Below are 11,537 nucleotides of genomic sequence, written 5' to 3' on the forward strand. Positions count from 1 at the left end.
AATTTTATCGGCTCCCGCCGATACACTCTCGCTCATGACGGAGTGGCGACCGGTGTTCGTGGGGGTGTGTCTCGCCGCGTGCACCGAATCGCTCGTCTACGCGATGACGGGCCAGTTCACCCTCGTCGGTGGGGTCACGGGGAGCGCGCTCGCCGGCTACGTCGTCGGCACCGACCCCGCCGACGGCGGTTGGCACGGCCTCATGGCCGGCGTCGTCTGGGGCTGTCTGCTCATGCCGGTCTCCGTGCTTCTCACCTTCCTCGAACGGACGCCGATTCTCTTTCCGTTCCAGTACCTCATCCCGATGTTCGAGACGGCGGGCGAGCTGACGACCGCCATCATGCTGGCGCTCTCGCTCCCGAACGTCGCCTCCGGGGCGCTCGGGAGCCTCGCCAGACGCGACGCCGCAGGGACGTGGTTCGACCCCGAGATGGCCGAGGTCGACCCGGTCGAAGATGCCTGACCGATCGGGGTCTCCGCCCGCGATTTCCACGGCAAGGAGTCGCGTGCGAGGACGGTTCCAAACCGTTTATACCCTCCATCCGATAACGGAGAGACATGGCGAAAGAGCAGAAGCAGGTGCGCGAGCTCCAAGAAGGGAGCTACGTCATGATGGAAGAAAAGCCGTGCAAAATCAACGCCTACAGTACCGCAAAGCCCGGTAAGCACGGCAGCGCGAAGGCGCGCGTCGAAGCCCGCGGCGTCTTCGACAGCAAGAAGCGCTCGCTCTCCCAGCCTGTCGACGCGAAGGTGTGGGTCCCCATCATCGAGCGGAAGCAGGGTCAGGTCGTCTCCGTCACCGGCGAGGACGCCCAGATCATGGACCTCGAGACCTACCAGACGTTCACGATGCGCATCCCCGAGGAAGAAGACCTCAACCCCGAAGACGAGATCGAGTACCTCGAGTACGAAGGCCAGCGAAAAATCGTCTAAACGGGGGTCACAGAGATGTTCCCCGGAGCAATCGCAGACCGCGAGGTCGCCGACTACGTCCTTCTCGGCGCTCCGCTCGACATCTCCACGTCCTTCCAACCCGGAACCCGTTTCGGACCGAATCGAATCCGTCGGTTCGCCGAGTCGTTCGACGACTACGACCGGCGCACCGACCAGTTTTTCACTGACTTACGCGTCCACGACGCGGGCGACGTCCGCGCGTGGGACGACGCACCTGAGTACGTCGAATGGCTCGCCGGGAGCGTCCGCGACGCCGTCTGGGACGACGCCGTCCCAATCGTCCTCGGCGGCGAGCACACCGTCACCGCCGCCGGCGTCACCGGCGTCGAACCCGACGTGTTCGTCTGTCTCGACGCCCATCTCGACCTCCGGCGCGAGTACGACGGCAACGAGTGGAGCCACGCCACCGTCACCCGTCGCGTCCTCGACGAACTCGGCGTCGACGAGGCCGTGATTCTCGGCGCGCGAACCGGCTCGCCCGGCGAGTGGAAGCGCGCCGAGGCCGGCGACGTGACCGTGGTCGAACCCGAGGCAGTCCCCGACTGGGAGCCCGACTTCGACGACGACCAGTCGGTCTACCTGAGCGTCGACATCGACGCCGCCGACCCGGCGTTCGCACCCGGCACGGGCACCAAAGAGCCGTTCGGGCTCACCTCCCGGGAGATGCGAGACGCGGTGCGGGCGGTCGCGCCCCGCGCCGACGGCTTCGACGTGGTCGAGGTCAACGACCGCGACGACGGACAGGCCGCGTCGCTGGCGGCGAAGCTCCTCCGGGAGTTCGTCTTCTCGCACGCCGCCGAGCGGGCAGACGAGTAACCGACCCCGCGGCGAACCCCGTTCCTTACAAGTCCCCGAGTCACGACTCCCCGGTATGCAGCTCTCCGACATCGTCGCCCGACTCGACGAGACGCTCGCGACCGACGACTTCGCCGACGTGGACGCCAGCGCCAACGGCCTGCAGGTCGGCCCCGAGGAGAAATCGGTCGAGAAGGTCGCCTTCGCGGTCGACGCCGCGGAAGCGACCATCGACGCCGCGCTCGACGCCGACGCGGACCTCCTCGTCGTCCACCACGGCCTCGTCTGGGGCGGTCTCGACCGGGTGACCGGCCGCGACTTCGACCGCATCGAGCCGCTGATTCGCGGCGACCTCGCGCTCTACGTCTCGCACCTCCCGCTGGACGGCCACCAGGAAGTCGGCAACGCCGCCGGCGTCGCCGGCCACCTCGGCCTAACAGACACCGAGCCGTTCGGGTCGCTCGGACCGATTCACATCGGGCAAGCCGGGGAGCTCGCGTCGCCGAAGACGACCGACGAGGTCCGGGCGGCGCTCGACGAACTGGACGGGAGCGCGGGCACGACCGCCCTCGACTTCGGCCCCGACGAGCTTTCGTCGGTCGCTATCGTCACCGGCTCCGGCGTCGACTGGCTGGACGAGGCCATCGACCGCGGCGTCGACGCGCTCGTCACCGGCGAGGGCAAACAGAAGGTGTACCACGAGGCGCGCGAGGCCGGCATCTCGGTGTTCCTCGCGGGGCACTACGCGACCGAGACGTTCGGGGTTCGGAGCCTGCGGGACCTCGCCGACGAGTGGGGGCTGGAGACCGAGTACGTCAGCCACCCGACCGGGCTGTAGGCGCGACCGAGCGCCCGACACCCCATCGCACGGTCCCGTCGGACCGGGGCGTTCAAACGCTCGGCCGACGCACTCCCTCGCATGAGCGACCACGACGATGACGGCTACGAGATGCCGGACCGCGAGGAGTTCCAACACGACCCGCTGGGCCACGCCGAGGTCCGCGGGGGGATGACCGTCGGCGAGCTGGTCGAGCAGTACGGCCACGCGGGCATCGGCGCGGCCGACGTGCACGAGGCCGCCGACATCTACGCCGAGATGCTGGCCGACGACGACTGCACGGTGTTCATGTCGCTGGCCGGCGCGATGGTCCCGACCGGGATGCGAAAGGTCGTCTCCGACCTCATCCGCGACGGCTACGTGGACGCCCTCGTGACGACGGGCGCGAACCTCACCCACGACGCCATCGAGGCCGTCGGCGGAAAACACCATCATGGGTCTCAGAACCACGGCGAGAAGACCGAACGCGAACACGACGAGACGCTCCGCGACGAGGAGGTCGACCGCATCTACAACGTCTACCTCCCGCAAGAACACTTCGCGCTGTTCGAGTCGCACCTCCGAAGCGAGGTGTTCCCGGCGCTGGAGGAAGAGGGGGCCGTCAGCATCGCGGACCTCTGCCGCGAACTCGGCCGCGCCAACAGCGAGGTCAACGACCGCGAGGGAATCGAGGAAGACGCCGGCGTCGCCGCCGCGGCCTACGAGGCCGACGTGCCCATCTACTGCCCCGCGGTACAGGACTCCGTCCTCGGCCTGCAGGCGTGGATGTACTCGCAGACCTCGTCGTTCTCGCTGGACGCGCTGGCCGACATGACGCCGCTGACTGACCTCGCGTACGACGCCGACACGGCAGGCTGTCTCCTCGTCGGCGGCGGCGTCCCGAAGAACTTCACGCTCCAGACGATGCTCGTCACCCCCGGCGCGTACGACTACGGCGTCCAAATCACGATGGACCCGTCCGCGACCGGCGGTCTCTCGGGCGCGACGCTCGACGAGGCGCGCTCGTGGGGCAAACTGGAGAAGGACGCCCGCAACACGACGGTCCTCGGCGACGCGACCATCATGCTCCCGCTGCTCGTCGCCGCGGCGCGCGAGCGAATCGAGTAACGCCGCGAGGCCCGCTGACGGCCGCGGCAGTCCACACCACCGGCCGTCGCGTCACATCGCGTCAGGTGGGATACTTTTTTGCCCGGCGAGCTCCCTTCCATGCCAACGAATGGCACGAGAGGGTGCACAGGGCGTTCGCGTCTGCCTCGACATCTGGCACCCGGACTGCTGGACGCTACAGGTGACGACGGAGACGAGCGGCGGCCTGCTCGGCCACGGCGTCCACGAGATAGACGGCCTCGCCAACGGGCGTTTCACCGCCTACGCCGACACGGCCGAGGAGGTCGACGAACTGCTCGCGGCCGTCCGCGCGTCCCCCCTGACCGAGTCGGTGTGGGAGACCGACGAGCACGACGGCGACGTCGGGGTCCCGGGGAGCGCGGCCCGCGGCATCGTCGTTCGCTACGACCTCAGGAACTCCATCAACGACGCCCTCGTCTCCCGGGGGTTCATCCCCGACGAGCCGGTTCGGATGCAGGGCGGCCGCGAGCGCTGGACCGTGCTCGTCCACGAGACGCGACAGACCGTCCACGAGCGGCTAGCGGAGATACGAGCGGAGCGAAACGCCGACATCGACGTGGAACTCATCACCGCCCCCGAAGACGGCGGCGGCATGTTCCGGACCGACGCGCTCTCCGAGCGCCAGCGCGAGGTGTACGAACTGGCCCGCCGCCGCGACTACTACACGTGGCCCCGCGAGGTGAGCGCCGCGTCGCTGGCGGCCGAGTTGGACATCTCGAAGGCGACGCTCCTCGAACACCTCCGGAAAGCCGAATCGAAACTGCTCGGCGACTACTGACCCCGTTCTTCGGGTTCTCGGGGACGAAATCCGGCGGGTCGGCGCTCACCCCACTCATGAGAGGGAGGGGTACTTTACCCGATAATCGAACCATGTGACAGTATGTCATCGGTAGACGTGAACGACGGGCGGAGCCTCTCGCGGGACATCGGACTGTTCGGCGCGGTGAGTACCGTGGTGGCGGGCACCCTCGGCGCGGGGCTGTTCGTCACCCTCGGCACGGCGAGTTCCACGACGGGGCCGAGCGTCATCCTCGTCGTCGTCCTCTCGGGGCTGCTCGCGATGAGTATCGCGCTCAACTACGGCTGGATGGCGACCATCTTCCCCGGCGCGGCGGGGTCGTACGCCTACGTCTCCCGGACGTTCGACAGCCGCCTCCCCGGGTTCGTGGTGACGTGGTCGAAGTGGCTCGGCTACATGGCCGCCGACGCGGTCCTCGCCATCGGCTTCGGGAGCTACTTACAGGTGTTTTACCCCTCGGTCGACCCGACGCTGGCCGGGTTCGGCCTGTTGACGGCTCTGTTTCTGGTCAACCTCGTCGGGTCAAAGAGCTACAGCGTCTCGCAGAACGCCATCTTCGGCTTCCTCATCCTGTCGATACTCGTGCTCGTCGGCCCCGGCCTGCTGAACGTCGACGCCGCGAACTATCAGCCGTTTTTCACCGGCGGCTTCGACGGCTTCGTCGCCGCCGCGGTCCCGCTGTTCTACGCCTACATCGGTATCGCCGTCGCCGGGCAGATGGGCGCGGAGGTGAAGAATCCCTCGCGGAACCTCCCGTTGGCGATGGCCGGCGGGACGGCCATCCTCATCTTCCTGTACGTGCTGACCGCCGCCGTCATCTACGGCGTCGTCGGCGACTACACGGTCCTCGCGAACTCGGCGCGACCGCTGTCGACGGCCGCCGAAGTGTTCCTCGGCGACATCGGCACGGCCATCGTCGGCGTCGGCGGCCTGCTCGCGACGGCGTCGTCGGTCCACGCGGTCATGGCCGCGGGCATCAAGATGCCCTACTCGTGGGCGTGGGACGAGGTGTTCCCCAAGAAGTTCTCGGCGGTCTCCGACCGCTTCGGGACGCCCCACTGGTCGCTGTTGACGCTCTACGTCGTCGCCGCCGGCCTCACCTTCTGGAGTACGGGCCTCAGTCAGGCCATCGCCATCGCGACGTTCAGCTACCTCATCGCCTACGCCGCGGTGTCGATAACGGTGCTGTACGTGCTCTACAGCCGCACCGACCTCCGCTCGGAGGCGGGCTTTTCGCGCCCGTCGCTGCTCACGGTGACGGGACTCGTCGGGTCGCTCGGCGCGGTCGGGCTCCTGACCGAGGCGTACAAGGGTTCGCTGTCGATTTACGTCCCGTGGGTCGCCGTCGGCCTCGTCGTCTTCGGCGTCTACTGGTACCGCGGCCAACAGAAGGACCACGACGTCGAGGCCATCCTTGGGACGCTCCCCGGCGTGCCCTCCGACGAGTACAACCCCTCGGTTCGCGGAGTGAGCGATGACTGACGACGCGACACCGCGCGGTGACCGCTCGGACGACTCCGACTTCGGCCTCGACTCCGCCCCTCGCGTCGACCCCGACGAGACCATCGACCTCTTGCAAGCGCTCGTGCGGATTCCGAGTCCGTACTTCGAGGAGGCCGAGATAAGCGAGTTCGTCTACGACTGGTTGGACGCCCGCGGGCACGACCCCGAGTACCACCACGTGAGCGAACCGGACATCACGGAGTACGAGGGCGACAACGTCGTCGCCCGGCTGGCGGGCTCTGACCCGGACGCGCCGACGCTCCTGTTGAACGCCCACGTGGACACCGTGAAACTGGTCGAAGACTGGGACGAAGACCCGTGTTCGGGCCGCATCGAGGACGGGAAACTGTACGGACAGGGCGCGTGCGACATGAAAGGTGGCCTCGCGGCCGTCATGGTCGCCTTCGACGCGCTCGCCGACGCCGACCTCGCGGGGGACGTGCTCCTCACGGCCGTCGTGGACGAGGAGGGCCCCTACGGACTCGGCACCGACCGACTCATCCGAGACGGCGTCGTCGACGACTGCGACGCAGCCATCGTCACCGAACCCGGCCCGATTCTCGCACAGGAGGACATCGAGAACCCGGCGCTCCTGCTCGGCGCGCGCGGCCGCTACTTCTACGACATCGAAGTGCGCGGGCAGGCCGCACACGGGTCGAAACCGGACACCGGCGTCAACGCGGTCGTCGAGGCCGGCAGACTCGCGGCCGCGCTCGACGACCTCGACGTGGGCGACCACCCGAAACTCGGCTCGGGGTCGACCTGCCCGCTGAAAATCGAGGGCGGAAGCCAGACGCTTTCCGTCCCCGAGCGCGCTCGCCTCATGGTCGACCGTCACGTCGTCGTCGGCGAGACCCTCGAAGACGCCCGCGACGACGCCGAGCGCGCCGTCGAGGAACTCGGCTTGGAGAGCGAGGTCGACGTGGGATTCCGCGAAGCCCCCGACGAAGGCATCCGATACGGCCCCTACGTGACCGACGAGGACCACCCGCTCGTGGGCGCGCTCGCGGACTCGACCCGCGCCGTCGCCGACACCGACCCCGCCTACGGCTACTTCTCCAGCGTCGGCGACTTCAACTACCTCGGCGACCGCGCCGACCTCCCGACGGTCATCATCGGTCCCGACGGCGAGAACATCCACGCCGCCGGCGAGTTCGTCTTCACCGACGACGTGGTCCAAGTGGCCGACATCGTCGCCGACGCCGCCGTTCGGTACCTCGGCTGACGCGGCGTTCGTTCCCGCCCCCGAGGCCGCGCGTTCTCAGCGCCGAGAACCGGGCGCAAACACCTAACAGCCCCGCCCGGTACCTCGGACACAATGACAGCGCCCCCGCTCACGTCGGTCGTTTCGGCCCGCACCGACGTCGAACTCGCCGCCGTCTTCGAGCGCGTCTGGGAGGCGCGGGGCTACGAGACGCGCGTCCGGTTCCGCGGCCCGGACGTGCACGTCGAAGCCGCCGGGGAGACGCCCGAGGGCGCGACGCGCGAACTCCGAATCTGGATTACGACCTCCGGAACCGTCACCGCGGACAAGACGAGCGCGTTCGTCCGGCGGTGCGAGCGCGCCGGCATCGAACCCTACGTGGCGGCGGTCGGAGGCGGCCGCGTCGCCCCCGACGCCCACCGCCGAGGGCTCGTCGTTCTCGACGCGCCGGCGCTCGCCGTCGAAATCCGCGAGACCGGCGTCGAATCGTTCGTCCGCGACCTCGCCGCCCGAGAGGAGCGGCCGGCGACGAACTGGCTGGGCGAGCGAATCGAAGGCCGCGGAGGCGATGGCGACGACGGCACAGAAGCCGAGCGCGACGAGTCCGAGAACGACGACGCCGGGCGAATCACCCGTCGCGAGGCGCTCAAAAGGGCAGGTGCCTACGTCGCCGGCGGCCTCGTCACGTACCTCGCCGTCGAGCAGGTCTCCGATTTCGTCCAGCGCTCGCCGAAGCTCCGCGCCGCGGTCGCCCGCCGCGCGGCGTGGGTCGACGACCGCCTCCCCGACGTGGCGCTCCCGACCGTCGAGTGGTCGATTCCGACGCCTCAACCGCTCTCGGAGGAATCGACTCTCCCGAACCGAACGGCTACGGTATCTACGCCGGCGAACGCGACGGCGATTCCGTACGCCGACCTCCGGCGGAACCCGGAGTCGTACGCGGGGACTGCCGTCACGTACACCGGCCGCGTCGAGGAGACGTTGGAGCGCGACGGGGTCCGACTGGCGCTCGTCGCCGTCGAGGACGACCGGGGGCGACCGAGCGGCGACGTGGTCGCTCGATGGCCCGCGGGGCGCTTCTTCGAGGACGACATCGGCTTTCGACTGCTCGCCGACGAGCGCGTCCGGCTCTGGGGCGTCGTCGCCGGCGAGGGCTCGATTTCGGGTGGCGTGCAGTACCCCCGTATCGACGTGTCCGTGTTGGAGAAGGCGTGAGCGGGTCGGTGGTCGGGTGAGACCGATGGTGATTACTCGGTTGCGGGGCGAGAGCGAGGTGGCCGATGACGACGGCACCGTTCCGAACCGAACTAGGCACTCGGTGATGCGGAGCCCTATGAGTGCCGAGGCCACTTCTCAGAAGGTCCGACGGTGGAGGAGACCGTCGAGTCCGGGCGGCTTGACCGGGGTTATTGTGAGTCGAAGTAGCGACCGCGAACTCGCCGGTCGCGGACGTAGTGGCTGACGTACGCGCGGGCATACGTCAGGAACAGTGACAGGTACCCCTCGTCGCGCTCGCGGCGGGCGGAGGTCGCGACCTCGGTCTCCGGGTCGTAGACGACCTCACCGCGGTCCTTCAGCCGCAAGGAGAGTTCGGTGTCCTCCATGAACGGGAGCGTCTCGTCGAAGCCGCCGTGGGTCTCGAACACGTCGCGGCGGTAACTGCAGTTGAACGTCGGCTGTTGGACGAACCCCACGGGCCACGAGACGCGGTACCAGTAGTCCGAGAGGAGTTTGAACAGGACGCGGTGCCGGAGGGAGTCCTCGAGGGGGCGCGCGGGGCCGCCGACGCCGACGACGTTCGGGTCGTCGTAGTGTCGGCGGTGCGCGCGGACCCACGCGGCGGGAACGACCGTGTCGGCGTCGGTAAAGAGGACGACTTCGCCGGAGGCGGCGTCGACGCCGAGGTTGCGCGCGGCACCGGGGCCGCGCCCGTCGTCGCGGACGACCATATCGCAGGCGGGGTGGTCACGAGCCACCTCGTCGGTGTGGTCCGAACCGGCGGCGACGACGACCACCTCTGCGGGCTGACCGTCGAGCGCCGAGAGACATCGCTGGAGGTTCGCGGGCTCTTCGTACGCGGGGACGACAACCGGTAGTGTTGTCATTACTACACGAATCATAACAACCAATTGAAACTTTTGTGGGTCGAATCGCTCGCGGGGGGCGGGCACGAGGCGCTCCCGGAGAGCGAACCACTTTTGGGTCGATTCGTGAAACGGACCCCATGCAGCGACTCGAGGAGTCCCTACACGAAGCGCCCATCATCGACAAGGACGGCTACTCCTACCTCGTCCACCCCATCAGCAACGGCGTGCCGATGCTCGACCCCCAGCTCCTGCGCGAGGTCGTCGTCGGCATCACCCGTGCCGCCGACCTCGACGTGGACAAAATCGTCGCGCCCGAGGCGATGGGCATCCACATCGCCACCGCGCTGTCCCTCCAGACGGACATCCCGCTCGTCGTCATCCGCAAGCGCGAGTACGGCCTCGACGGCGAGGTCGCGCTCCACCAGACGACCGGTTACTCCGAGTCGGAGATGTTCATCAACGACATCGAAGACGGGGACCGCGTGCTCGTCGTGGACGACCTGCTTTCGACCGGCGGGACGCTCGCGGCCATCTGCGGCGCGCTCGACGACATCGGCGCGGACATCTCCGACATCGTCGTCGCCATCCGGAAGGTCGGCGAAACCGCCCTCGACGACACCGACTACGAGGCGACGAGCCTCATCGACATCAGCGTCGACGAGCACGGCGTCGAGATTCACTGAACGGGCAACGCTCACGGTCGGGCGCGCGGACGATGCCCGCTCTCCGCTCCCGTTCGAAAAGTATGCACGAACATGGCTAATATGGTGTGTCAGAATCCGTGAAATACGCTCGAACGCGAAACTATTATTGAACGGGGGTCGCTCGTGGCGAGTACAGATGGCAGACGACAGCGGTGAACTCGGCCTCGAATACGAAATCGACGACCGGCCGCCGTTGCTGGAGTCGATTCTCCTCGGGATACAGCACGTCTCGGTGATGATCGTCCCGGCGACCGCCGTGGCGTTCATCGTCGCGGGCGCGGTCGGCCTCGGCGTCGCCGACACGGCCTACGTGGTCCAGATGGTGCTCCTGTTTTCGGGGCTCGCGACCGTGGTACAGGCGTACGCCGTCGGGCCGGTCGGCTCGCGGCTCCCCATCGTGATGGGGACGAGCTTCACCTTCGTCGGCGCGGCGACGACTATCGGCGTCGACTACGGCCTGAGCGCGGTGTTCGGCGCGATTCTCGTCACCGGCTTCCTCGTCGAGGGGCTCATCGGCTGGCAGTTCGACCGCATCAAACCGTTCTTCCCGCCGCTGGTGACGGGGCTCGTCGTCGTCATCATCGGGCTCTACCTCGTCCCGGTCGGCATGGACTACGCCGCCGGCGGGGTCGGCGCCGCCGACTACGGCGCGGCGCACAACATCGGTCTCGCGGCGCTCGTCCTCGGCGTCGCTATCGCGCTCAACCTCTTTACCGACGGCATCACGCGACTCCTGAGCACGCTCGTCGGTATCGCCGTCGGTTACGCCGTCGCCGTCCCGCTCGGCGTGGTCGACTTCTCTCCCATCGCCGACGCGGCGTGGTTCGCGATTCCCCGCCCCGGCGCGTTCGGCGTCAGCTTCGAACCGGTTCCCATCGTCACCTTCGCGTTCCTGTTTCTCGTCTCCGCGATGGAGACCGTCGGCGACATGTCCGGCATCACCGCCGCCGAGGGCCGCAACCCGACCGACGAGGAGTTCCGCGGCGGCCTGTTCACCGACGGCTTCATGAGCTCTATCGCGTCGGTGTTCGGCGCGTTCCCGGTCACCTCGTTCTCGCAGAACGTGGGCATCGTCAACTTCACCGGCGTGATGAGCCGGTACGTCGTCGGCATCGCGGGCGTCGCCCTCGCCATTCTCGGGCTCAGCCCGAAGGTCGGCGCGGCGGTCGCGACCATCCCGAGCGCCGTCTTCGGCGGCGCGGTCCTGCTCATGGCCGGGATGGTCGCCGCCAGCGGCGTCCGTCTCGTCTTCCTCCACACGAACCTCAACCGGCGAAACATGGTCGTCGTCGCCGCCTCGCTCGGCCTCGGTCTGGGCGTCGCCACGCGGCCCGACGCGCTTTCGGGGCTCCCGCAGGCCGCCGCGACGTTCTTCAGCCAGCCCGTCATCGTGACCGCGCTGACGGCGCTCGTGCTCAACACGCTCGCGCCGGGCGACCAGAGCCCGCTTTTCGACGCGGCGGACGAGTCGGTCGCCGCGGACGGTCGCACGTCAACCGACGACTGATACGCATCGAACAGATAG

General features: G+C 68.3%; 12 protein-coding genes. 11 read left to right on the top strand and 1 reads right to left on the bottom strand.

Going from position 1 to position 11,537, the window contains the following annotated elements:
• Positions 1 to 34: 34 nt before the first annotated feature.
• The 9 genes from DEQ92_RS11470 to DEQ92_RS11510 all read left to right on the top strand — a co-directional run bounded on the left by DEQ92_RS11470 (position 35) and on the right by DEQ92_RS11510 (position 8,436).
• Complete coding sequence (locus tag DEQ92_RS11470) at positions 35 to 463, top strand: DUF5518 domain-containing protein (protein ID WP_004975521.1); 429 nt, start codon at positions 35 to 37, stop codon at positions 461 to 463.
• 95 nt (positions 464 to 558) lie between these two features.
• The gene (locus DEQ92_RS11475) at positions 559 to 933 is read left to right on the top strand and encodes a translation initiation factor IF-5A (RefSeq protein WP_004062652.1); all 375 of its coding nucleotides are present in this window, start codon (positions 559 to 561) and stop codon (positions 931 to 933) included.
• 15 nt (positions 934 to 948) lie between these two features.
• Positions 949 to 1,770 carry an agmatinase gene (gene speB / locus DEQ92_RS11480; RefSeq protein ID WP_115805157.1) on the top strand — a complete coding sequence of 274 codons (822 nt, stop codon included), beginning with the start codon at positions 949 to 951 and terminating at the stop codon, positions 1,768 to 1,770.
• Between the two features lie 55 nt (positions 1,771 to 1,825).
• Entirely contained in the window at positions 1,826 to 2,587 is a 762-nt protein-coding gene (locus tag DEQ92_RS11485; RefSeq protein WP_115805158.1) for a Nif3-like dinuclear metal center hexameric protein, read from the top strand.
• A gap of 81 nt (positions 2,588 to 2,668) precedes the next feature.
• Complete coding sequence (locus tag DEQ92_RS11490) at positions 2,669 to 3,694, top strand: deoxyhypusine synthase (protein ID WP_115805159.1); 1,026 nt, start codon at positions 2,669 to 2,671, stop codon at positions 3,692 to 3,694.
• A gap of 109 nt (positions 3,695 to 3,803) precedes the next feature.
• Complete coding sequence (locus tag DEQ92_RS11495) at positions 3,804 to 4,493, top strand: helix-turn-helix domain-containing protein (RefSeq protein ID WP_115820791.1); 690 nt, start codon at positions 3,804 to 3,806, stop codon at positions 4,491 to 4,493.
• Between the two features lie 102 nt (positions 4,494 to 4,595).
• The gene (locus DEQ92_RS11500; protein ID WP_004975533.1) at positions 4,596 to 5,996 is read left to right on the top strand and encodes an APC family permease; all 1,401 of its coding nucleotides are present in this window, start codon (positions 4,596 to 4,598) and stop codon (positions 5,994 to 5,996) included.
• Positions 5,989 to 7,242 (top strand): M20 family metallopeptidase, encoded by a 1,254-nt coding sequence (locus DEQ92_RS11505; protein WP_004975534.1) that lies wholly within the window; start codon positions 5,989 to 5,991, stop codon positions 7,240 to 7,242. The genes DEQ92_RS11500 and DEQ92_RS11505 overlap by 8 nt, the downstream gene beginning before the upstream one ends.
• Positions 7,243 to 7,335: 93 nt before the next feature.
• Positions 7,336 to 8,436 (top strand): hypothetical protein, encoded by a 1,101-nt coding sequence (locus tag DEQ92_RS11510; protein WP_004975535.1) that lies wholly within the window; start codon positions 7,336 to 7,338, stop codon positions 8,434 to 8,436.
• Positions 8,437 to 8,627: 191 nt separating this feature from the next.
• On the opposite strand, the gene DEQ92_RS11515 is transcribed toward DEQ92_RS11510, so the two are convergent.
• Positions 8,628 to 9,326 (bottom strand): glycosyltransferase family 2 protein, encoded by a 699-nt coding sequence (locus DEQ92_RS11515; RefSeq protein ID WP_115820792.1) that lies wholly within the window; start codon positions 9,324 to 9,326, stop codon positions 8,628 to 8,630.
• Positions 9,327 to 9,445: 119 nt separating this feature from the next.
• Between DEQ92_RS11515 and hpt the strand changes: the two genes are divergently transcribed.
• Both hpt and DEQ92_RS11525 read left to right on the top strand, forming a co-directional pair.
• Positions 9,446 to 9,991, top strand: coding sequence for a hypoxanthine/guanine phosphoribosyltransferase (gene hpt, locus DEQ92_RS11520; protein ID WP_004975562.1), 546 nt, complete (start codon positions 9,446 to 9,448; stop codon positions 9,989 to 9,991).
• A gap of 157 nt (positions 9,992 to 10,148) precedes the next feature.
• Positions 10,149 to 11,519, top strand: a complete 1,371-nt coding sequence (locus DEQ92_RS11525; RefSeq protein WP_004975563.1) for a uracil-xanthine permease family protein — start codon at positions 10,149 to 10,151, stop codon at positions 11,517 to 11,519.
• The last annotated feature ends 18 nt before the right edge of the window (positions 11,520 to 11,537 follow it).

This window comes from Haloferax sp. Atlit-6N (assembly GCF_003383195.1).
In the GTDB taxonomy this organism is placed as follows: domain Archaea; phylum Halobacteriota; class Halobacteria; order Halobacteriales; family Haloferacaceae; genus Haloferax; species Haloferax gibbonsii.